25 protein-coding genes and 1 pseudogene are annotated in these 21,688 nt (G+C 68.1%); 8 read left to right on the forward strand and 18 right to left on the reverse strand.

The genetic code is table 11. The features are described from left to right. Positions 1–4 precede the first annotated feature (4 nt). The 3 genes from AVL48_RS02560 to AVL48_RS02570 all read right to left on the reverse strand — a co-directional run bounded on the left by AVL48_RS02560 (position 5) and on the right by AVL48_RS02570 (position 3,528). Positions 5–763, reverse strand: a complete 759-nt coding sequence (locus tag AVL48_RS02560) for a D-Ala-D-Ala carboxypeptidase family metallohydrolase (RefSeq protein WP_061989561.1) — start codon at positions 761–763, stop codon at positions 5–7. Between the two features lie 179 nt (positions 764–942). Continuing rightward, entirely contained in the window at positions 943–2,646 is a 1,704-nt protein-coding gene (locus AVL48_RS02565) for an AMP-binding protein (protein ID WP_061989563.1), read from the reverse strand. A gap of 39 nt (positions 2,647–2,685) precedes the next feature. Further along, on the reverse strand, positions 2,686–3,528 hold the full coding sequence (locus AVL48_RS02570; protein WP_061989564.1) for a crotonase/enoyl-CoA hydratase family protein: 843 nt from the start codon (positions 3,526–3,528) through the stop codon (positions 2,686–2,688). A gap of 129 nt (positions 3,529–3,657) precedes the next feature. On the opposite strand from AVL48_RS02570, the gene AVL48_RS02575 reads away from it, so the two are divergent. Continuing rightward, the gene (locus tag AVL48_RS02575; RefSeq protein WP_061989634.1) at positions 3,658–4,545 is read left to right on the forward strand and encodes an alpha/beta fold hydrolase; all 888 of its coding nucleotides are present in this window, start codon (positions 3,658–3,660) and stop codon (positions 4,543–4,545) included. 4 nt (positions 4,546–4,549) lie between these two features. Then, a complete protein-coding gene (locus tag AVL48_RS02580; RefSeq protein WP_244162589.1) occupies positions 4,550–5,095 on the forward strand; it encodes a GNAT family N-acetyltransferase in 546 nt (181 codons plus the stop codon). On the opposite strand, the gene cobA is transcribed toward AVL48_RS02580, so the two are convergent. The 6 genes from cobA to rpmB all read right to left on the reverse strand — a co-directional run bounded on the left by cobA (position 5,065) and on the right by rpmB (position 7,781). Then, complete coding sequence (gene cobA, locus AVL48_RS02585) at positions 5,065–6,300, reverse strand: uroporphyrinogen-III C-methyltransferase (protein ID WP_061989568.1); 1,236 nt, start codon at positions 6,298–6,300, stop codon at positions 5,065–5,067. The genes AVL48_RS02580 and cobA overlap by 31 nt on opposite strands. A gap of 54 nt (positions 6,301–6,354) precedes the next feature. Beyond that, positions 6,355–6,762: an ankyrin repeat domain-containing protein gene (locus AVL48_RS02590; RefSeq protein ID WP_061989570.1), complete on the reverse strand. Its 408-nt coding sequence runs from the start codon at positions 6,760–6,762 to the stop codon at positions 6,355–6,357. 65 nt (positions 6,763–6,827) lie between these two features. Then, on the reverse strand, positions 6,828–7,067 hold the full coding sequence (gene rpsR / locus AVL48_RS02595) for a 30S ribosomal protein S18 (RefSeq protein ID WP_061989572.1): 240 nt from the start codon (positions 7,065–7,067) through the stop codon (positions 6,828–6,830). A gap of 5 nt (positions 7,068–7,072) precedes the next feature. Further along, positions 7,073–7,378 (reverse strand): 30S ribosomal protein S14, encoded by a 306-nt coding sequence (gene rpsN / locus AVL48_RS02600; protein ID WP_061989574.1) that lies wholly within the window; start codon positions 7,376–7,378, stop codon positions 7,073–7,075. Beyond that, positions 7,378–7,545 carry a 50S ribosomal protein L33 gene (gene rpmG, locus AVL48_RS02605; RefSeq protein ID WP_005149953.1) on the reverse strand — a complete coding sequence of 56 codons (168 nt, stop codon included), beginning with the start codon at positions 7,543–7,545 and terminating at the stop codon, positions 7,378–7,380. Before rpmG ends, rpsN begins: the two co-directional genes overlap by 1 nt. Next, complete coding sequence (rpmB, locus tag AVL48_RS02610) at positions 7,545–7,781, reverse strand: 50S ribosomal protein L28 (RefSeq protein WP_005149951.1); 237 nt, start codon at positions 7,779–7,781, stop codon at positions 7,545–7,547. Before rpmB ends, rpmG begins: the two co-directional genes overlap by 1 nt. Positions 7,782–7,865: 84 nt before the next feature. Here rpmB and mrf point away from each other — a divergent pair, with 84 nt between their 5' ends. From mrf to AVL48_RS02630, 4 genes are read left to right on the forward strand one after another with little or no spacing between them, the layout of a single operon-like run. Next, positions 7,866–9,119 (forward strand): ribosome hibernation factor-recruiting GTPase MRF, encoded by a 1,254-nt coding sequence (mrf, locus tag AVL48_RS02615; protein WP_061989576.1) that lies wholly within the window; start codon positions 7,866–7,868, stop codon positions 9,117–9,119. Continuing rightward, positions 9,116–9,373: a type B 50S ribosomal protein L31 gene (locus AVL48_RS02620; protein ID WP_005149945.1), complete on the forward strand. Its 258-nt coding sequence runs from the start codon at positions 9,116–9,118 to the stop codon at positions 9,371–9,373. Before mrf ends, AVL48_RS02620 begins: the two co-directional genes overlap by 4 nt. Next, entirely contained in the window at positions 9,373–9,546 is a 174-nt protein-coding gene (gene rpmF, locus AVL48_RS02625; protein WP_061989578.1) for a 50S ribosomal protein L32, read from the forward strand. Before AVL48_RS02620 ends, rpmF begins: the two co-directional genes overlap by 1 nt. Continuing rightward, a complete protein-coding gene (locus AVL48_RS02630) occupies positions 9,543–10,646 on the forward strand; it encodes a GTP-binding protein (RefSeq protein ID WP_061989580.1) in 1,104 nt (367 codons plus the stop codon). The genes rpmF and AVL48_RS02630 overlap by 4 nt, the downstream gene beginning before the upstream one ends. Before the next feature lie 4 nt (positions 10,647–10,650). Here AVL48_RS02630 and AVL48_RS02635 read toward each other — a convergent pair whose 3' ends face one another. From AVL48_RS02635 to AVL48_RS02675, 9 genes are all read right to left on the reverse strand, one after another. Then, on the reverse strand, positions 10,651–11,097 hold the full coding sequence (locus tag AVL48_RS02635; protein WP_061989582.1) for a nuclear transport factor 2 family protein: 447 nt from the start codon (positions 11,095–11,097) through the stop codon (positions 10,651–10,653). Between the two features lie 78 nt (positions 11,098–11,175). Continuing rightward, positions 11,176–11,856, reverse strand: coding sequence for a DUF899 domain-containing protein (locus tag AVL48_RS02640; RefSeq protein ID WP_061989584.1), 681 nt, complete (start codon positions 11,854–11,856; stop codon positions 11,176–11,178). Further along, positions 11,853–12,314, reverse strand: coding sequence for an SRPBCC family protein (locus tag AVL48_RS02645; RefSeq protein ID WP_061989586.1), 462 nt, complete (start codon positions 12,312–12,314; stop codon positions 11,853–11,855). Before AVL48_RS02645 ends, AVL48_RS02640 begins: the two co-directional genes overlap by 4 nt. Next, positions 12,311–12,646, reverse strand: a complete 336-nt coding sequence (locus AVL48_RS02650; protein ID WP_061989588.1) for an ArsR/SmtB family transcription factor — start codon at positions 12,644–12,646, stop codon at positions 12,311–12,313. Before AVL48_RS02650 ends, AVL48_RS02645 begins: the two co-directional genes overlap by 4 nt. Beyond that, a complete protein-coding gene (locus tag AVL48_RS02655; protein ID WP_061989590.1) occupies positions 12,636–13,067 on the reverse strand; it encodes an SRPBCC domain-containing protein in 432 nt (143 codons plus the stop codon). Before AVL48_RS02655 ends, AVL48_RS02650 begins: the two co-directional genes overlap by 11 nt. 75 nt (positions 13,068–13,142) lie before the next feature. Further along, positions 13,143–14,543 (reverse strand): pyridoxal phosphate-dependent decarboxylase family protein, encoded by a 1,401-nt coding sequence (locus AVL48_RS02660; RefSeq protein WP_061989592.1) that lies wholly within the window; start codon positions 14,541–14,543, stop codon positions 13,143–13,145. Further along, entirely contained in the window at positions 14,540–15,844 is a 1,305-nt protein-coding gene (locus AVL48_RS02665; RefSeq protein WP_061989594.1) for an MFS transporter, read from the reverse strand. Before AVL48_RS02665 ends, AVL48_RS02660 begins: the two co-directional genes overlap by 4 nt. A gap of 34 nt (positions 15,845–15,878) precedes the next feature. Then, positions 15,879–16,838: a sphingomyelin phosphodiesterase gene (locus tag AVL48_RS02670; protein WP_061989596.1), complete on the reverse strand. Its 960-nt coding sequence runs from the start codon at positions 16,836–16,838 to the stop codon at positions 15,879–15,881. Between the two features lie 17 nt (positions 16,839–16,855). Continuing rightward, on the reverse strand, positions 16,856–18,871 hold the full coding sequence (locus AVL48_RS02675; protein ID WP_061989598.1) for a neutral/alkaline ceramidase: 2,016 nt from the start codon (positions 18,869–18,871) through the stop codon (positions 16,856–16,858). Between the two features lie 540 nt (positions 18,872–19,411). Here AVL48_RS02675 and AVL48_RS02680 point away from each other — a divergent pair. Together AVL48_RS02680 and AVL48_RS38865 are read left to right on the forward strand one after the other, a co-directional pair. After that, positions 19,412–20,668 (forward strand): HNH endonuclease signature motif containing protein, encoded by a 1,257-nt coding sequence (locus AVL48_RS02680; protein WP_061989600.1) that lies wholly within the window; start codon positions 19,412–19,414, stop codon positions 20,666–20,668. 34 nt (positions 20,669–20,702) lie between these two features. After that, positions 20,703–21,580 (forward strand): annotated as a pseudogene (locus AVL48_RS38865) (IS5 family transposase). Positions 21,581–21,688: the final 108 nt, after the last annotated feature.

Below are 21,688 nucleotides of genomic sequence, written 5' to 3' on the forward strand. Positions count from 1 at the left end.
CGGGTCAGATCCCGCAGGAGGACGCCGACCAGAACCGGCTCGACCGGTGCGCCACATGCGTGTGATCGTTGTGACCGGGGTAGCCCGGCCCGAGGATCTCACTGAACCCGTGGTTGCGGGCCTGCTTCGCCAGCCCGCAGAAGCCCTGCGAACCCGCGCCGAGGTCGACAGCGTCCCCGTAGAGGTGACGGCTGTTCGTCGCCCCGCCGACCGCGTTGTTGCAGGCGACACTGCGGAAACCGCCGTTGACGTCGATCGGCAGGTCACCCATGGCGTGCCGCATCGCCTGCAGCTTCCACATCGACACCAGCGCGTTGGCCTTCGCCGTCGCGGCGGGGACGTTGCCGCCCGACCAGTCCGAGTTGCACCGGTTCAGTTCCGCGTAGGTGAAGTTGACCGGCGTGCAGTCGTTGTCCTGCAACTCGTAGATCTTCGCGAACGTGGCCGCTCCGGCGATGCCGTCCGCGCCCAGCCCGTAAGCCTGCTGGAACCGGGTGACGGCGGCCTTGGTACCCGCGCCGAACTGGCCGTCGAGGGCCAGCACGCCGCCGTAACCGGGGTAACCGGCGACGCGGATCTGCAGCTGCCGGACGTCGTCGCCGGACGCGCCCTCGGACAGCGTGCGTCCCCAGGTGTAACAGGCGTCGGCTGCGGCGACGTCGCCCGCCGTCACCGGGGCCGGATCGGCGGCGGCCGGAGCGGCCACCGCGGTGCCGAGCCCGGCCACGAGGGCGAGCATCGGCAGGAGAAGACGAATGCGCATGACAGGAACACCTTTCAAGGCAGGGAAGGTGAGTCCCGTGACCCCCACGGGATGTCAACGATTCACTACCTCGGAGGCTAACGCGTCTTCAGGTGCCGCACTGTGGGTCGTTCGACCCACACGGCCGCCCGGGGCACGCAAGTAGCGGACTGATCGCGTGCCCCGCCCACCGGAAGTGATCAGGCCTTCAGCTGCGGGAAGTCCTCTTCGCGGAACTCCCCCGCCGGCCGTTCGCCGGCCTCGGTCTCGCGGCCCCGCAGTTCGACCCGGCGGATCTTGCCGGAGATGGTCTTCGGCAGTTCCGCGAACTCCAGCCGCCGGATCCGCTTGTACGGCGCCAAATGTTCACGACAGAAGGCCAGGATGGACATCGCGGTCTCGGCGGTCGGCTCGTGCCCGTCGGCGAGGACGACGTACGCCTTCGGCACCGCGAGCCGGATCGGGTCGGGCGCCGGGACCACGGCAGCCTCGGCGACGGCTTCGTGTTCCAGCAGGACACTTTCCAGTTCGAACGGCGAGATCCGGTAATCCGACGCCTTGAAAACGTCGTCGGTGCGGCCCACGTAGGTGATGTAGCCGCGTTCGTCGATCGATCCGACGTCGCCGGTGTGGTAGAAGCCGTTCGCGAAGGCCGCGGCCGAGCGTTCGTCGTCGTCCGCGTACCCGGTCATCAGCCCGACCGGGCGTTCGTCCAGGTCGAGACAGATCTCGCCCTCCCGCGCCCGCTCGCCGGTGACCGGGTCGACGAGCGCGACGGTGAACCCGGGCAGCGGGCGGCCCATCGAACCGGGCACGACCTGCTGTCCGGGGGTGTTGGCGATCTGGACGCTGCTCTCCGTCTGGCCGAAACCGTCGCGAATCGTGACGCCCCAGGCCTTTTCGACCTGATCGATCACCTCGGGATTGAGCGGCTCGCCCGCGCCGACGACCTTGCCCGGCGGGGTCTTCAGCACGGACAGATCCGCCTGGATCAGCATCCGCCACACCGTCGGCGGGGCGCAGAAACTGGTGATGCCGCAGCGCTGCATCTGTGCCATCAGGGACACCGCGTCGAAGCGCGCGTAGTTGTAGAGGAACACCGTCGCTTCGGCGTTCCACGGCGCGAACACGTTGCTCCACGCGTGTTTCGCCCATCCCGGCGAGGAGATGTTGAGGTGGACGTCGCCCGGTTCCAGCCCGATCCAGTACATTGTGGACAGATGACCGATGGGATACGAGACCTGCGTGTGCTGCACCAGTTTCGGCTTCGCGGTCGTACCCGAGGTGAAGTACAGCAGGAGCGGGTCGTCCGCCGCGGTCGGCCCGTCCGGGGTGAACTCGTCCGGCTGTTCGTAGGCGTCCACGAAGGACTGCCAGCCCTCGACCTGCCGGCCGACGGCGATCCGGGTGTAGTCGCCGTCGACGTTCTCGAACTTGTCCGCGTCGACCGAGCGGATCACCACGTGTTTCGCCCCGCCCCGCTCGACCCGGTCGGTGAGATCCGCCGGGCCGAGCAGGGTCGAGGCCGGGATGATGATCGCGCCCAGCTTGATCGCGGCGAGGATCGTCTGCCACAGCTCACCCTGGTTGCCGAGCATCAGGATGAGCCGGTCGCCCCGGCGGACGCCGAGTGAGCGCAGCCAGTTCGCGACCTGGTTCGACCGGCGGGCCATCTCCGGATAGGTCCAGCGGTTCTCGGCGCCGTCCTCTTCGACGATCCACAGCGCGTACCGGTCCTGATTGGCCGGATCGGCCGCGATGACGTCGAACCAGTCCAGCGCCCAGTTGAACTCGGCGGGCCGGGGCCAGGTGAACTCGCGATACGCGGTTTCGTAGTCCTCGCGATGGGTCTGCAGGTAGTCCCGCGCCGCGCGGAACGTGCGGTGTGCCTCCGAAGCGTTCACATTCGTCCTCCTGGTCCGCCGGGTGGCCGCGGAATCTTTCTACTCTCCCTTGAACTCGGGCGCGCGCCGCTCGAGGAAGGCCTGCACGGCCTCGCCGAGGTCCTTGCTGGGGAGGAACGCCGCGTTCCAGGCCGAGACGTAGCGCAGGCCGTCGGCGACCTGGCGTTCGGTGTTGGCCGAAAGGACGTTCTTGGTGCCCTGCACGACCAGCGGCGGGTTGGCGGCGATCTCCCGCGCCATCTCGCGCGCCTCGGCCAGCAGCGTCTCCTGGTCCGCGTAGACGTCGTTGACCAAGCCGATCTTCTCCGCGCGGGCGGCGTCGACGTCCTTGCCGGTCAAGGCCAGTTCACGCAGGTGCCCCTCACCGATGATCGGCGCGAGCCGCTGCAGGCTGCCGAGGTCGGCGACGATCGCGACCTTGACTTCGCGAACGCTGAACTTCGCGTCCGCGCTCGCCAGCCGGACGTCGGCGGCCGCGATGACGTCGACGCCGCCGCCGATGCACCAGCCGGAAACGGCCGCGATGACCGGTTTGCGGCATTCGGCGATCGAGGACACGCTCGCCTGCAGGCTCTTGACCTCGTCGAGGAACTTCGACCGCGGTCCGGCGAGCGCGTCGCCACCGAGCATTTCGCCCCAGCTGGGCATCATCGCCGGCAGGTCGAGCCCGTAGGAGAAGTGCTTGCCGCTGCCGGTCAGCACGACCGCCCTGACCCGGGTGTCCGCGTCGAGCGCGCGGAAAACGATCGGCAGCTCGCGCCAGAAATCGGGGCCCATCGCGTTGCCCTTGGACGGGCCGAGCAAGGTCACTTCGGCGACGTGCCCGTCGATCTCCACCTTGAGCGAAACGAGATCGGGAAGACTGTCAGCTGTAGCGGTCATAGGGTCATCTTGACTCATGACATTGACAGGCTGCCAACGGCCACTGTGCCTGAGGGGGCCTGAGATGCTTTCCTGGTACCACCGAGTGCTACCGGCGAGTACACGATGATCGACGAAGGACGGTGGGAGATGAGCCCGGCCAGCAGCGCCACCGCGGTCGCCGACCTGCCCGCATTGATCCCCGGACGGGAGCGGGAACGCTCTTCCCGGCCCATCGAGCTGTCGGGATCCTTCACCCATGAAGGCCACCGGCTCGCCTACACCGAGTTCGGCTCCGGCGACCGGGTGGTCGTGCTCACTCACGGCATCATGCTGACCAGGCGGATGCACGCCCCGCTCGCCCGCAGGCTGGCGCGCGCCGGTTTCCGGACCGTGACCCTCGACCTGCTCGGTCACGGCGACTCGGACCGGCCGACCGACTCGTGGCTGTACTCGATGCCCGCGTTCGCGGAGCAGACCATCGCGCTGCTCGACCATCTGGAGATCGACTCCGCGGTCGTCGGCGGGACGTCGCTGGGGGCCAACGTCGCGCTCGAAGTCGGCGTCGCCGCGCCTGAACGCGCGCTCGGCCTGATCGTCGAGATGCCCGTGCTGGACAACGCCATCGTCGCCGGGCTGATCACCTTCACCCCCTTGCTCATGGCGGCCCGGTTCCTGCCGGTGACCGTGCAGGGCGTGGCGTTGGCGGCGAAACTCGTCCCGCACGGCAACCAGTGGGTCGACGTGGTCACCGACACGCTGTCCCAGCAGCCCGCGTCGATGGCCGCGCTCCTGCACGGCGTGCTCTTCGGCCGGATCGCGCCGCCCAAGTCGATCCGGCGGACCATCGAGACCCCGGCGCTGGTCATCGGGCACGAACGCGACCCGATCCACCCCTTCGGCGACGCCGACACGCTGGCCGCGGACATGCCTGCCGCCGAGTTCGTCCAAGCCAGGAGCCCGGTCGAACTGCGGTTGGACCCGACCCGCCTGACCGAGACCATCGCCGATTTCTCGGCGCGCTGCCATGACCGTTGACCCGGTGCCTGCCCGGGACACCGGCGCGGAGGAACTGCGGACCGAACGGCTGCTCCTGTGCCGTCCCGCGTCCGAAGACCTCGAAGCGATCTATGCCCTTCACACCGATCGGGAGGCCTGCGCGCACAACCCCTCGGACCTGGTGGAGACCCGCGAGGACGCGGAACTGCTCCTGCTCCGCTGGTCGCGTCAGTGGGACCAGTACGGCTTCGGGTACTGGACGGTCCGGCGGCAGGACGCACCGGAGCCGCTGGGATTCTGCGGGGTGAAGGTCGTCGGCTCCCAGCGCGATCCGGTCTTGAACCTCTTCTACCGGCTCTTCCCGTCGGCCTGGGGCGCCGGATACGCCAGTGAGGCCGCCACGGCGGCGGTGGGCTGGGCGCGCACCCACCGGCCGGACGACCTGGTGATCGCCCGCGTCCGGCCGGAGAACGTCGCTTCGCAGCGAGTGGCTCTACGGGCGGGTCTGCTCCGGGCGCACGACTTCGACACCCCGGGTGACGACGGGGCGGACTGGTTCTACATGTCGGACTGGGCCCAGGAAGGCTGAGCCAGCCCGGCCACCGGGCCGAAGACGATCACCGCGGGCGGCCGCACCCCGGCCGCGGCCGCGTCCTCGACCACACTGTCCAATGTGGAGCGCAGGACCCGCTGGGTGCGCATCGTGCCGTCCTCGACGATCGCGACCGGCGTGTCACCGGGCCGTCCCTCCAGGAGCGCCTTCGTGAACAGCGGCAGGCGTTCCACCCCCATCATCAGCACGATCGTGCCGCGCATCTTCGCCAGCAGATCCCAGTCGACCAGCGACTTCTTGTCGTCCGGCGAGACGTGCCCGGACACCACGACGACCTCGTGGGCGACCCCGCGGTGGGTCACCGGGACGTCCGCGGCGGCGGGCACGGAGAACGCGCTCGTGATGCCGGGGACCATCGTCACCGGGACGCCCGCTTCGGCGCAGGCGAGGACTTCTTCGAAGCCGCGGCCGAACAGGTACGGGTCGCCGCCCTTGAGCCGCACGACGAACTTGCCCGCCTTGGCCCGGTCGATCAGCGTGGAGTTGATCACGTCCTGGCTGGCGGCGCGGCCGTACGGGATCTTCGCGGCGTCGACGATCTCGACGTCGGGCGAGAGTTCGTCGAGCAGTTCACGCGGGGCGAGCCGGTCCGCGACGACGACGTCGGCCCTGGCGAGGAGACGACGGCCGCGGACGGTGATCAGTTCCGGGTCGCCGGGGCCACCGCCCACCAGCGCCACGCCGGGCAGGTCGCCGTGGACGTCCGGCACGCGGCCGTCGGCGACGGTGCCGTCCCGGAGGCCGTCGAGGATGCTGTCCCGGACGGTGGCCGACCGCAGCGGCTCGCCGCCGGAGAGGACGCCGACCAGCAGTCCGCCGTGCCTGCCCGAGGCCGGGGTGACCGCGCTGCCGAGGTCTCCGTCGTCGGCGCGGACGCAGAACACGCGCGCGCGTTCGGCCTCGGCGCAGACCGCGGCGTTGACCTCGGGATCGTTCGTGCACGCCAGCGCGTACCACGCGTCGGTGAGGTCGCCCTCGGTGTAGCGGCGCTCGTGCCAGACGATCTCCCCCGCGTCGGCCATGGCGCTCACCGACGGCGTCGTATGCGGCGAAACCAGTTCGACCCGCGCGCCCGCGCCGATCAACCGCGGCAGGCGGCGCTGGGCGACCGTCCCGCCACCGATCATCACGACACGACGGCCGGCCAGGTCGAGGCCGGAGAGGTAATGCGGGTCATCCATGCGGGGCAGTGTAAGGATTCAGTGGCCCGCATCGCGATCCGAGTGAGCACCGCCTCAGCCCTGGAGCAGCGCGAGCAGCTCGGTGTTCCCGAACATCCTGGCCGCGTCGATGGCGGACGGCTCCCCCGCCGTCGCGTCGGCGCCGCCCTTGAGGAGGGCCTTCACGACCTCGGGCTCGTTCTTGAAGACCGCGCCGGCGAGCGGGCTCTGGCCGCGGTCGTTCTCCCGGTTCGGATCGGCGCCGCGCTCGATCAGCGCCGCGACGGTCTCCGCGTGACCGTGGTAGGCGGCGAGCATGACCAGCGTGTCACCCCGGTCGTTGGTCAGATTCGCCGAGACTCCCGCGTCGACGTACGCGGTGAGTTCCGCCGTCGCCCCCGACCGGGCGAAGCCGAACACCTTCGCCCACAGCGCCAGCAGTTCGGGATCGAATTCCTCGGGCTGCCCGGGGTTCTCCGTCATGGCGCCGATTCTCCCACAGAAACCGCGGTCCGGGCGGTGCGTGGACACCGCCCGGACGCCGGGCCTCAGCGGCCCGCGTTGGGATAGGGGAGCATCGCCATCTCCCGGGCGTTCTTGATCGCCGTGGCGACCTGTTTCTGCTGCTGGGGCGTCAATCCGGTGACCCGGCGGGCGCGGATCTTGCCCCGGTCGGAGAGGAACTTCCGCAGCAGGTCGACGTCCTTCCAGTCGACCTCGGTGATCTTGTTGGCGTGCAGCGGGTTCGTCTTGCGCTTGAGGGGGCGGTCCCGCGTCGGTCGTGCCATCGTCCTCACCAGCTCGACTTCGTGACGCCGGGCAGTTCGCCGCTGTGCGCCAGCTGCCGCATCCGGACCCGGGAGAGCCCGAACTTCCGCAGGTAGCCGCGCGGGCGGCCGTCGGCGGTGTCGCGATTGCGGATCCGGGTCGCGCTGGCGTCGCGCGGCATCGCCTGCAGCGCCGACACCGCGGCCGCCTTCTCCGCCGATGAAGCGGACGGCGAAGCGATGGTGGCCTTCAGTGCACGCCGCCGCTCGACGTAGCGGGCGGCGATCACCTTGCGCTGTTCGTTCTTGGCGATCTTGGACTTCTTGGCCATCAGCGCTCCTCCTTGAACTCGACGTGCTTGCGCGCGACCGGGTCGTATTTGCGCAGCACCATGCGGTCCGGGTCGTTCCGGCGGTTCTTCTTCGTGACGTAGGTGTAGCCGGTGCCCGCGGTCGAGCGGAGCTTGATGATCGGCCGGATGTCGGTGCTCTTGGCCATCAGAGCTTCACCCCTTTCGCGCGGAGTTCGGCCACCACGGCTTCGATCCCGCGCTTGTCGATGGTCTTCATGCCCTTCACCGAGACACGCAGCCGGACCCAGCGCCCTTCGCTCGGCACGAAGTACCGCTTGGCCTGCAAGTTCGGCTCCCAGCGCCGGGACGTGCGGCGATGCGAGTGCGACACCTGCTTCCCGTAGCCGGGTTTGCGGCCGGTGACCTGGCACACGGCGGACATACACCCTCCCAAGTTGATATCGGTTGTCGTTTTCATTTACTCTACACAGCCGAACCAGCTCGCCCTCGACGCCCCGGAGCTTCAGTGACCGACAACCCCCGCGTGCCCCTCGTCCTGATCAGTGGCCTCGCGCCGGGACCTAACGCCGACCTCGCCGAGCGGCTGCGCCTGGCCGAGCCCGGCACCGCCGTCGTGCACCACGACCTGAGGCAGATTCATTCCGGAGTGGTCAACCGGCGGATCCTGCTGGGCGATCGCGACCAGCTGACGATCCTCGAACTGGCGCACGGCTGCGTGTCGTGCACGCTCCGCGAAGATCTCCTGCCGCTGCTGCGCAAGCTTTCGCGGATGCCGCAGGTGCGGCGCATAGTGGTCCGGCTCGACGAGGCCATGGAGCCCGAACCGGTCAGCTGGGCGCTGCGGAACGTCCTCGTCGGCGACCGGCCGGTGATCGACGACGTCGATCTGAAGGCCGTGCTCACCGTCGTCGACCGCGCCGGCTGGCTGGCCGACTGCACCGGCGACGACACCCTGGCCGAACGGAACCTGCGGGCCAGCCCCGAGGACGAGCGCACCGTCGCCCAGGTCGCGCTGGCCCAAGCCGAGTTCGCCGACCTGCTCGTGCTCGCCGGAGCGGCGACCGACGCCTGGTCCGCGGCGAAGGTGTCGGCCGTGCTCGACCGGGTCGCGCCGTCGGTCCCCCGGATCGAATTGCCCGCGGTGGACGGGAAGACCGTGCTCGACGCCGTCCCCGCCGGCGCGCGGCGCGGCGAGGTCACCGACATGCACGGACCGCTGCTGTACGGCGAACCGCCGTTGCACACCGACTGCGGGATCGGGCTGCTCACCTTCACCGCGCAGCGCCCGTTCCATCCGGACCGCCTCCACGACGCGATCGACGTCCTGCTCGACGGCGTCGTCCGGAGCCGGGGACGGCTCTGGGTGGCGAGCCAGCCGGACATGGCGCTGTGGATCGAGTCCGCGGGTGGCGGCCTCGGCGTCGGGCACGCCGGACCGTGGCTCGCCGCCCCGGACGGGCCGGACTGGGCCGACGTCTCCCCCGAACGCCGGACGCTCGCCTCCCTGCGCTGGGACCCGATGTTCGGCGATCGCGCGCAGGAACTCGTCGTCGTCACCGATCAGGCCACGCCCGACGAGGTCGAGGCGGCCCTGCGCGGGGCGCTGCTGACCGACGAGGAACTCGCCGCCGGCGAGCAGGACTGGCTCCGCTACCCGGACCCGTTCGGCGAGTGGCACGAAGAACCGTGTGAAGACACGGAAATCGACCCCGAGAAGCACGACGTGAACGTGTCGAACCGAAAGGACGAAACGCAGTGAAACCAGGTATCCACCCCGACTACCACCCGGTGGTGTTCAAGGACCTCTCCACCGGGGACGCCTTCCTCACGCGGTCCACCGCCACCTCCGAGCAGACCATCGAATGGACCGACGGCAACACCTACCCGGTGGTGAACGTCGAGATCAGCTCGTGGTCGCACCCGTTCTGGACCGGCAACCAGCGGATCATGGACAGCGCGGGACAGGTCGAGAAGTTCCACCGCCGCTACGGTCGCCGTGGAGGGTCGAAGTAATGGCCGTCCCGAAGCGGAAGATGTCGCGCAGCAACACCCGGTCCCGGCGCTCGCAGTGGAAGGCCGCCGTGCCGGATCTGGTGCCGATCAAGGTGAACGGCGAGACGAAACTGGTGCCGCGCAAGCTGATGAAGCACTTCTTCAAGGAACACGGCCATCAGGGTGGGGAATGACGACGCCGGTCACGGTGCTGTCCGGGTTCCTCGGCGCGGGCAAGACGACCGTGCTCAACCATGTCCTCGCCAATCGCGACGGACTTCGGGTGGCGGTGATCGTCAACGACATGAGCGAGGTCAACATCGACGCCGCGCTGGTGCGGGACGGGAACAGCCTGTCCCGCACCGAGGAACGGCTCGTCGAGATGACCAACGGCTGCATTTGCTGCACCCTGCGCGACGACCTGCTGGAAGAGGTCTCGCGGCTCTGCGCGGACGGCCGGTTCGACTACCTGCTCATCGAGTCGAGTGGGATCTCCGAGCCGATGCCCGTGGCGGCGACGTTCTCGTTCGCCCGTGAAGATGGCGCCACCCTCCTGGACTCGGCGCGCCTCGACACGATGGTGACCGTGGTCGACGCGGTGAACTTCGAGCGGGAGCTGGCTTCGGGCGACGCGCTGATCGACCGTGAGCTGGATCAGTACGAGGACGACGAGCGGACGGTCAGCGATCTGCTGATGGACCAGATCGAATTCGCGGACGTGCTCCTGCTGAACAAGGCGGATCTCGTTCCGGCCTCATCCCTCGAACGGCTGACGGCGGTGCTGCGACGGCTGAACCCGGCCGCGGACGTGGTCGTCTCGACGCACGGCCGGGTTCCGCTCGACCGGCTGCTCGGCACCGGACGCTACGACGTCGAGCGGGCGCAGGAAGCTCCCGGCTGGGTCGCCGAACTCAACGGCGACCACGTCCCGGAGACCGAGGAGTACGGGATCTCCAGCGTGGTCTTCCGTGCCGGGCGGGCATTCGACCCGGAACGGCTGTGGGACTTCGTCGAGCGGCTCGATTCCGGCGAGTACGGGACGGTCCTGCGGTCGAAGGGTTTCTTCTCCCTGGCGTCGCGGCCCGGGGTGACCGGGCTGTGGTCACAGGCCGGGTCGGTCGCCCGGTTCGAGCCGCAGGGTGTCGAGGACGCGCCGCGGCAGGAACTCGTGTTCATCGGGGTGGGCCTGGAGAAGGACACTCTGCTGGATGCACTCGAGGGCTGTTTGTCCATTGTGGACGCCTTGGCCGGGGTGGATCCGTTTCCGGAGTGGGAAGCGGTGCACGTCCACTGAAGCGTCATGACTGGTCCCTATAGGACGGAATTCGTCCTATAGGGACCAGTTGCCGATGTCCCTTCGCGGTGTCCATGTATTCGCGGACGCGGTGGATCGCGCCTTGGCGCAGGACGAACACGAAGCAGTAATCGTTGCTGTACCTGCTTCCGTCCGCCAGTTCCGCGGTCATGGTCTCCTCGACGACCACCGTGTCACCGTCCGCGTGGAAACCCCGGAACTCCACGGCGACGTCCGAGACGAACACTTTCCGGAAATCCTCGGCGAGGAACCGGACGATCACCTCCCTGCCGACCAGGTGAGCCGACCCACCCAACGCGACCGCGGTGGCGTTGCCCTCGGGTGCCAGCCACTCCGCGTCCTCGGTGAACACCGCGGCGATGCGCTCGGGATCGTAGGTACTGAAGGCCTTCCACGCGTTCTGGACGATCTGAAGACTGCTTTCTGTCATGCTCGGACGCTAGCGGGACCGGACGACCGGTGACTGGCGACTTCGCGACATCACCGCGGTCCTCGGTGATCCGGCCCGTCAGCAACAGCCACCCGGAGGCGCGGCACCCTCATAGGCGTCGTGCCAGTTCCACCACTCGTACGGCGGGGTCTGCGGGTAGCCCTCCGGCGAGTCCTCCCACTCCTCCTGCCGTCCCAGCGCGGTGAGGTCGAGGTAGCTCCAGGTGCTCCCCAGCGCCTCGTCCCCGCGGTTGTTGACGAAGTAGGTCCGGAACACCTGATCACCTTCGCGGATGAACGCGTTGGTGCCGTGCCATTCGTCGACGCCGAAATCGACGTCGAAAGCACCGGTGATCGTGTACCACGGCATCGTCCAGCCCATCCGCGCCTTCATCCGCGCGAGGTCCGCCTGCGATCCGCGTGACGCGAAGACCAGTGTCGTGTCGCGGGCGTTCAGGTGGGCGACGTGCGCGACCTGATCGGCCACCAGCGAGCAGCCTTTGCAGGCGTGCTCGGGGAAACCATCCACGCCGGGGTCGAAGAACGCCCGGTAGACGATCAGCTGCCGCCGTCCCTCGAACAGGTCGAGCAGGCTCGCCTTCCCGGACGGCCCCTCGAACTCGTACGGCTTTTCGACCGCGACCCATGGCATCCGCCTTCGCTCGGCGGCGAGCGCGTCGCGGGCGCGGGTCAGCTCCTTTTCCTTCACCAGCAGGCGAAGGCGTGCTTCTTCCCATTCCCCGGAAGAGACGACATTCATCGCGCCAGCTCCGCGGGCAGGACGCTTTGCCGGTTCGGCTGTCCCTCGCCGGTGGTGATCAGCGCGCGCAGGCTGGTGCCGACGTAGAACGTCCACGCCTTGTGGCAGACGTCGTAGCATTCGTACTCCGGCACCAGGCCGTGATGCGTGAAGCGAGCTTCGGTCTTGCCGTCCTTCTCGGCGATCTCGAACGTGATCGTGGTGCCGACCCATTCGGTGTCGTCCCGCGTGAAGTCGAAGTGGTTTTCGAGGACCAGCCACGAGACCTCGCGGCCGGGCACGGACTCCGTGATCCGCATCCGGCAGCGGTGGACCTCTTGGTAGTGGTAGTCGAACTCGTCACCGACACGCACCGTGCCGCCGTCGATCTCCTCCGACCACCAGCCGTGCACGTCGGTGAAAGCGTCGAAGACCTGCTGTGGCGTCTGGTCGACGGTGAAACTCGTGGTGAAGCTCATGATGGTCCCTCCAGATGGTCTTTCAAAGCCGAGAGCGGGCCGTCCCAATCACGGGCCAGCGCCGCCAGGAACTGCTGGGCGACCTGCATCGGGGCCGAGCGCAGCCGGTAGCGCACGCGTCGCCGCTCCCCCTGCTCCGGGGTCACCAAACCGGCGTCGGTGAGCAGCGCGAGATGCTTGGCGATGGCTTGCCGGGTGATGGGCAGCCGCTCGGCCAGGTCGGTCGCCGTGGCCGGGCCGCCCGAGGCGAGGGTGGCGAGGATGCTCCGTCGGCTCGGGTCGGCCAAGGCGACGAAGACCTGTTCGGCGATCGCTTCGATGTCAGGCGGCATCGAGGTATTCGATCAGTTCGCCCAACTCGGCCGCCCACCCCTTCGTGTTCCCTTCGAACGCGACGCGGTGGGTTTCGTCCGGGAGCTGGGAGAAGCCGCTCTCGACGACCGTGAGCCGTGTGCCCGCGCCGACCGGCTTCAGGGTGAACTCGACGTAGGTGCGGCGGGGATCGTCGTCGGGCAGGCCGTAGATCTGCCAGGTGAAGCCGAAGACCTCCGGCTCTTCGATGCGCTCCACGCGCATGTTCGCCTTGTGCCCGTTGTCCCACTTCATCTCGGCGTCGCCGCCGGGGCGCAGGTCGATGGTCGCCTGATTCCCGAACCAGGTGCCCAGGCCTTCGGCCGTGGTCAGCGCGGCCCAGACCTTCGCGGGCGGATGGGCGATCTCGACGGTGCGTTCGATGCGGTCGGGGAATCCCACGACGGCCTCCTCAAATAGCAATCGGTCGGTTGCTATAACTTTGTATAGCAACCGACCGATTGCGTCAAGGCCGATTCAGGAAGCGGTGTACAGCGCGCCGAGGAACTCCAGCAGCAGCCGCTCCCGCAACGGGCCGGGCGCGGCGGCCAGCAGCGCGTTGATCTCCGCCATCCGCGAAGGCAACCCGGCACCCTCGCCGAGTCCCGCGGCCGTCAGGAGCCCGGCGAACTGCTCCGAAGTCAGCGTCGCGGGATCCAGCGCGGCGACGAATTGAGCCACCTGCGGGTCGACGACGACCGGACCGGACTCGCGGGCGGCGTCGACCGACGCGGCGAGGCTATCGAGAAACTCATTTTTACTGGCCCGGTTCGCCGCCGTCACGGTCAGGTGCAGGTTCGCGGGCGACGACTCGTGCGCGAACTGCGGCTGGACGTACCAACCGCGCTCACGCATCTCGTCCGCGACGGTGAACAGGTCGAAACCGGCGTCCTCCTCGACGGAGAACGCGAGCAGCGTCGACACCGGATCGCCGAGCACACGCAGCCCGTCCAGCGTCTCGATTCCGGCGCGGAGCTCCACGGCCGCCTCGCGCGCGGCCGACGCCAGCTCCCCGTAGCCGTCGTCGCCGATGTGACGCACGACCGCCCACGCCGCGGCGAGCGGACCACCGGAACGCGTGCTCTGCAGTGTGGTGTTGAGCATCGTGTAGCCGGGCCAGTCGGCACTGGCGAAGTACTGTGGCCGGCGCAGTTCGGCGTTGGCGTGCAAGAGAACCGACACGCCTTTGGGACAGTAGGCGTACTTGTGCAGATCCACCGAGACGCTGGTGACGCCGGGAACGTCGAAGCCAAAAGGACCGGGATCCAGGTACGGCAGCACCCAGCCGCCGATGCAGGCGTCCACATGGAACCGGACGCCGTCGAGCAGCGCCGCGATCTCCGGGATGGGATCGAGTACGCCGTGGGCGTACGACGGTGCGCTCGCGACGACAAGCACCGTGGTGTCGTCGACAGCGGCCGCCATCGCCTCGGGGACGGCTCGGAAGGTCACCGGATCGACCGGCACCGAAACCGCGCGGACACCGAAGAGGTGCGCCGCTTTGTGGAACGCGGCGTGCGCCGTCGTCGGCAGCACGATGCTCGGTGACGTCACGTCCGGACGCGCGTCGCGGGCGGCCAGCACCGCGAGCATGCACGACTCCGTGCCGCCCGAGGTCACCGAACCGACCGCCTCCGCCGCGCCGCCCAGCAGCCGCGCGGCGGTGCCGACGAGGTCGTTCTCCATCCGCAGCAGACTCGGGAACGCGGTCGGGTCGAGACCGTTGGCCGACGACGCCAGCGCGTGCGCCGCGGCGCCGAGTTCGTCCACTTCGGACAGACCGCTGTCATAGACGTAGGCGAGCGTCCGGCCGCCGTGCGTCGGCAGGTCTCCCGCACGCAGTTCCCGCAGCTCCCGGAGGATGTCTTCGGCGGTCACGGGCGGCGCTCCAGTACCGACTTCCGCAGCAACGGGATGCCCAGCACGATCAGCACGGCGGGCAGGATCGACGCGCCGAGCAGGATCGCCGTGAGCGCGCTGTCCGGCTGCGCGGCCTTGGCGTCGAGGCTGGACCGGTACCCGCCGAACTGCAGCACGAGTCCCCACAGACCGGGGCCGAGCGCCAGCCCGAGCGTCTCCGACGCCGTCCAGACCCCGGCCGCGATTCCCGCCCTGGTCTCGCCGGTCCGCTCTTCCTCGTCACTGATCAGATCCGGCAGGATCGCCAGCGGGAACACCGAGATACCCGCGTACCCGACGCCGCAGAAGGCGACGAAGACCATCGTGACCGCGAACGGGAACCCCTGGGCGCCGAGCAAGCCCAGCAGGCCGACCCCGAACGCGGCGGTGGCGATCCGGAAACCGGCCAGCTTCCCCAGGCTCGCCCCGAGTTTCGGCCACAGCGGCATGGTCAGCAGCGCCGGTCCGACGAAGCCGACGAACAGCACCGTCGAGTAGCCGGAGCTGCCGAGGATCCGCTCGGCGAAGAACGGGATCGCGGCCAGCACCGTGCCGATGCCGAGTGCCTGGATGAAGTAGACCCCGAGCAGCCAGCGGAACGGCCGCCACCGCGCCAGCGTGCGGAGCAGTTCGCGCGGGCTCACCGTGTTCGGCCGCAGCGCGCCGACCGGGGCGTCCTTGAGGCCGAAGTACACGCCGAGCGTCGCGAGCAGGATGATCACGGCGATGAACACGCCCATGACGCGGTAACCGGCGATACCGCCGATGAGGTCGGTGATCGCGGGCGCGCCACCGCCGGAGATCAGGATGGCCACCGCGAGGAAGCCGATCCGGACACTGGTCAGCTTCGTGCGTTCCTCGGCCGAGTCGGTCAGTTCGGCGGGCAGCGCGTTGAACGGCACCTGGAAGAACGCGTACGCGGTGGCGCACAACAGGAACGCGACGACGACGTAGATCGCGTCGGGCACCGGGTCGCCGAAGCCGGGGTGCGCGAACAGGGCCGCGAAGAGGATCGAGACGCCGATGCCGCCGTAGAGCAGGAACCGGCGGCGGCTGCCGGTGCGGACCAGGTCCGCGTCCGACAGCCGTCCCGCGATCGGGTTGAACAGCACGTCCCACGCCTTGGGAACGAACACGATCACGCCGGCCACACCCGCGGGGACGGCCATCGTGTCGGTGAGGTACTTCAGGAGGAGCAGGCCGGGAACCGTGCCGAAGGCGCCGGTGACGAACGAGCCGAGCGAGTAGCGGTACCTCGTCCGTGCTGGCAGCGATGCCATGATCCTCCTCGAGGCGATTCTCCCGATGAAGGCCTCAGTATTGGATCTTGGCCACCACCGGGTAGTGGTCGGAGGGAATCGTGCCACCGTCGTAATGCACGAGCTGTACCGGGCCGACAGCGGCGAGTGGACGGCTGCCCGCGCGCACGGTTCCGACGTAGTCGAGCGAGTCGCGGTAGGTCACCGGAACGGATTTCGCGGCGTTCGGGTTCGTCGCCGCGTCGAAGGTGTACGCGCCTTCGCCCGTCGTACCGAGGACACCGTCGAGAACGGCTTCGCCCTGCTGGATCTGGGTGCGGCCGAGGGAGTCCTTGCGCGCTTGCCCCGCCCAGTACTCGATGTTCAGGTCACCCGCCACGACGACCGGCTCGGTCGGGGGCGCGTATTTCGTGACCAGATCCCGGATCTCGCCGAGCTGTGCCATCCGGACGTCGTGCGCCTTGGGCAGCGTCTCCGGCCCTTCGTCGGCTTGCAGGTGGGTGCCCGTGATCCAGAGCGGTTTTCCGTTCACGACCAGGCGGGCGAGCGCCGCGCCCTTGTTGGAGAGGTAATCCGCCGTCCCCTGGTAGGAATTGCCGAAGACCAGCTGATGCTGTTCGGTCACGGTCGCCTTGCTCAGCACGGTCACCCCGCCGTTGACCACGACGGGGGAATTCGAGCAGTTCCCGTTCACCGTGGTCCAGCCCGGAGACGTCTTGCAGTACTGGCCGACGAGTGGAGTCTGATACGGCCAGACGTCTTTCAGCCGGGTCCGCAATTCCTCCGCCTGCGCGCTGAACGCCTCGTCCAGGACGACGACGTCGGCGTCGTTCGCGCGGATGACAGCCTCGGCCGCGCGAGCCCTGGCCTGTTTGTCGGCAGTGTTCGGACTGGCGATCCCGGGCAGCTGCCAGAGGTTGAAGGCCATGACCTTCACCGAGACCGCTGCCTGGGCGGGCACGGCGGTTCCGGCGAACATCGCGGCGGCGATGGCGAGTACGGCGAGCTTCCGCACAGAAGGCCCCTTCGGTGTCAGGAGACGACGAACGTCCGCGAAGTCCCGCTGAACGCGGAGATCGCCCCGTTCCAGCCGTTCTTCCAGTTGCCGAAGTGGACCACGCGATATTTGCCGATCGGGGCGTTCGGGGGAATCTTCCAGTGGACGACGGCTTTCGATTCGGCGACGAAAGTCCGTGCCCAGTGGTACTTCGTGTCCCAGTCGCCGTCGTCGGCGTGCCGCATCCACTTGCCGTCGACCAGCCGCTGGATCTCCAGGAACGTGGCCCCGCGTCGCAGGTCGTTCTTCGGATGCCCGGTGACGAACTCGACGGCGACCTGCTCGCCGCGGGCATAGGAGCTCTTCGCGTCGACCAGGACGTCTCCGAAGTTCTTGAACGCGGGCGCGCTGTCGAAGACGACCCCGGGCTGGAAGTTGACCAGCTTGCCGCGCAGATCCCGGGGCGTCGGCCCGTGCGGCACCGTCTTCCCGGCCCTCATCGCGGCAGCGAGCTTGGCGAACTCCTGCTGGTACGCCGGAAGCGTGTAGCGACCGAACAACGTCGACGCGCCCTCGTACTGCTGCGAGTCGTACTCCTCCGGCGTGGTGACATACTGGCTGTAGGCGTTGGCATAGCCCTGGACGAGCACGTTCTCCAGCGGAACGCCCAGTTCCGCGGCGACGGTCCGGCGCAGGCGCAACCCGGAGACGATGGTCAGCTCGGCGGGAACGGCCACGAGGTGCAACTGTCCGATCCGGACAAGCTGCAGCGGCAGGACCTCGGGCGCCCATGGATACGGCTTCATCGAGCCGAACGGGACGGCGACCACCTTCGGCGCCTGCGCGTCGGCGAGCGCCTGCGGGATCGGCGCGTCGATCCCGCCGAGCCAGTCGATGAACGGGTTCTTCACCCCTTCGGGCAGCGGTAGCCCGGGACCGTCCTCGCGGCTGCCCGCGAGCATCGGCACCCCGATCGCGGCCGTGCAGGTGTGCTGCGGCCGCCCGTTCGGGGTGTACTTCGCGTCGACCGCGACGTCGGACATGTCCACGTAACACATCCGGTGGTCGACACCACCGGTCACGGCTTCGGCGGCCGCGTCGAAGGCGCTCTTCGCCGCGCGGAACTGGAGGTCGCCGATGGTGCGGGTGTTCTCGAACTCCGTCTCCGGCGTGCCGGGTTCGAGGTTCAGGTTCGGGCTCATGTCGCCGGTGTTGGTCTGCGGGAACGCGGCGACGAACCGGGGATTCCCGTCGAGGTACCGCACTCCGGCGTGGTCGTGCTCCCATTCGTAGGCGGCGTAACCCTTGTTGTCGCCGCTGATCAGATGGTTGCCGTTGCTCATCGAGGTACCGTGCGTGGCGAACCAGCTGATCGCGCCGACGTCGACGCCTCCCTGGCTGAACCGCAGCACCGTGACGGCCGGGTCGATGGCCTGCGGGAAGTGGTCCTTGTCCGCCTTCGGGTTGAGGTCGAAGGCCTTGCGGGAACGGTTGACGCTCGCCTTGGTCAGTTCGGCGCGGCCGAGCCGGATCGCTCCGGGCGCGAGGTTCGCGTGCGCCCGTCCGATCGCCTCGAAGATCCCGTCGACGACCGCGTCGTAGACCTCCTGCTGGAAGCCGAGGATCGCCAGATCGTAAGCGGCGTAATGGGAATCGCCGCCGCACGCGGAGTGGGTGTGCGTGGCGTTGAGCAGGACGTTCTGCTCGGTGTAGAGATCGCCGTACGCGGCCTGGAGCTTGCGCAACACGCCCTGGTGGACCGACTGGAACAACGCGCCGAGGTCGGCGGTCACGAACGCGATCCGCTTGGCGCCGTCGTCGACCACGAAGGCCCGTGCCCGGGTGCGGAGGTGGATGCCGGCGGTCTGCTGCTGCGGCATCGAGTAGCCCATCATGCCGTTCTCGGCGGCCGGGCCGGTGACGTCGGAGATGCCGACGCCGACGCGGAAACCCTGTGAGGGCGCCGCTTGCGCTGGTGGGGCGCCGAGCACGCCCGCCGCGACCGGTAACGCCGCCGCGCCCGCAAGAACCCGCCTCCGGCTCACCGCCATGGAGCACCTCCCGGCCGACGAACATGAACCGACTTCATGTTCGTGGGCGGGACGCTACGTGGTGGACCTCACCATCGCAACCCGCACCTACGTGAGCGGTGAGGGCGATTAGAGCCGGGGTGTCGATGGGGCTCGTCTGCCTGCGTTCAGGACGGGTCGCTGTAGTGAGGTTTCAGGACCTCACGGACACTGACCAGTCTGTCGACGTGGTGAGCATGCTTCGATGGGCAGGGTCTTCGATGGATCCTGAGTTCGTCGCCGGTTGCTCGGGTCGCCGCGGACGGGAAGATCGACGCGGTGGGATTCCGCCTCACCAAACTGTCCGAGAAGTCCTGAAACACCTCTGTCCTTAAGATCCTGAAACAGCTTAGACAGTCATTACCGCTCACGCCCGCCTTCGCGCTCTACGCGTTATGTAAGTTTGTTGCTCTGCGCAATTGCTTGGCCGCAGCTTGCCCTCTATCGGGTGGAATGCTTCTCGCTCGGCCGCTACGGAAATCGGGCTAGCATAAGTGTTCGAGCACCGGTATTCTTGAGGGCGTGGCCAGCGAAAACAGTCCTCAGGCGGTGCGCTCCGAGTGGTGGCGTGCCGATACGGCGACGCTGCATGCCCGGAAGCAGGAAATCGAAGTCTTGAAGCGTCAATTGGACGCGGAGCAGAACGCGATCCTGGCGGAAATCAATAACCGGGGTGTGCGTGGGTGTTCCGGTCATTCGACGTTGGCGGCGTTGATCTTCGAGGATTTTCATGTCACGGACAAGGAAGCCGGTCTTCGTGCCGACCGGGTCCTGGCGCTGCATCCCGGGGTGGTGGTGGGCGGCGAGGTCGTGCCGCCTCTGGCTCCCTTGACCGCTGAGGCCGCCGCGGAGGGCGCGATCGGCGGGGCGCAGATCGACGCGATCATCCGCACCCTCGCCCGCATCCCCTCCACCGTCCCGGAAGAAGACGTGCGAAGCGGAGAGAAGATCCTGGTCGACCTGGCCCGGCACGCTGGGCCCCGGCAGATCGCCCGCGCCGGGCGCCGTCTGCTGGACAAGCTCGATCCCGATGGGAAAGAGCCGCGGAGTGAGGACCCGAAGGACGTGCGGCCGGAGTTGCGGTTCGTCAAACACCGCGACGGCACCCTCGGCCTCAAAGCCACCCTCGACCTCGAAACGTATGCGCGGTTGAAAGCCGACCTCGACCCGCTGGCGAAACCACACAAAGCCATCGACGGGGTCCGGGACTCCCGCAGCCAAGATGAGCGTTATGGGGATGCTTTCACTGACTACGTGCGGCTGAAGACCACCAGCCGGAATCTGCCTGGACAGGCCGGGGAAGCCACCCACATTCTCGTGACCATGTCCTACGAGGATCTGATCAACGATCTTGGTGAAGCGCGCCTGGACCTCGTTGGGCCGATCAGCGCCACTGACGCCCGCATCCTCGCCTGCGACGCCCGCGTCCGACCCGGCGTCCTCGGCACCGCAGGCGAACCACTCGACATCGGCCGGTCGAAACGGACCGTGTCGTTGGCCCAGAAATATGCGCTCACCATTCGCGATGGTGGGTGCGCGTTCCCCGGTTGCGACATGCCCGTGCCGCGCTGCACCGGACATCACATCGTCTTCTGGCGACACCACGGCGAAACGAAGATCGACAACCTCGTCCTGCTCTGCACCAAACACCACCGCCTCATCCACCACAGCGAATGGAAAGTCGCCATCGCCCAAGACGGCCTACCCGAATTCACTCCACCCTCCTATCTGGACCCGTCAGGCCAACCCCGGCGCAACACCATGCACCTCAGGAGCTAGGGCGTGTCCTGTAAGTGTTCTAGCTGCCGTCCGGTTGGATTGTGGTCAGAGTGAGTTGACGGACAAGGCATGGGCGGTGATCGAGCCGTTGCTGCCGTCGCAGCAAGGCGGTGGTCGGCGGTGGCGGGATCACCGGCAAGTGATCAACGCGATTCGGTTGAAGCTGCGTACCGGTACGCCCTGACGTGATCTGCCTGAGCGCAACGGGCCTTGGAAGATCGCGCATGAACGGCGGCGGTTGTGGACCAAAGACGGTACCTGAGACCGGATCCTCGACCGGGTGATCGTCAAAGACGACGCCGTTGGTGACCTCGAATGGGTCATTTCCGCTGACTCGAGTGTGGTCCGGGCACACCAGTACTCCGCCGGCCCCCGGAAAAAAGGGGAGGCAGCGACGGAATCGAAGCACTCGCCCTCGACGGGGAAGCGCTCGGGCGGTCCCGAGGCGGGCTGAGCACCAAAAACGCACCTCGCCGTGGACGGGCGGGGTCTGCCGATGCGGTTCCTGCTCACCCCGAGCCAAGCCGGGACAATCCGCAGCTGATTCGCTGCTGGACGGCATCACCGTCGACCGGAACGGACCGGACCAGGTCGGCCACGCTGCCGACCGGAGACGGTGATCGCGGACAAGCCTGATTCGCATCCTTTTCAACCCGCAGGGCCATGCGAGAGCGTCGATTCAGGTTCGTCAGCCCGGAGCGGGATGACCAGATCGCCCGCCGTGCGGCCAAAGGCAGCAGCGGCGGGCGACCATCCACGTTCGATGCCGAGGTCTATAAACAGCGCAACGTGGTCGAACGGTGCTTCAACCGGCTCAAGCAGTTCCGTGACCTGGCCACCCGCTACGCCAAACGCGCCGCCTATTACCAGGCCGAACTCACCATCCCCGCGATCGTCCTCTGGCTCCGATGACTTACAGAACAGCGCCTAGGCCGACGCACCGAAAGCGAGAGTTGCCATGGCGCCTAACGTCCCGATTCCTCCATCACCTTTGCCGTACCCGTCAATAGAACCGTCATT

This window comes from Amycolatopsis regifaucium, assembly GCF_001613935.1.
GTDB classification, from domain to species: Bacteria; Actinomycetota; Actinomycetes; order Mycobacteriales; family Pseudonocardiaceae; genus Amycolatopsis; species Amycolatopsis regifaucium.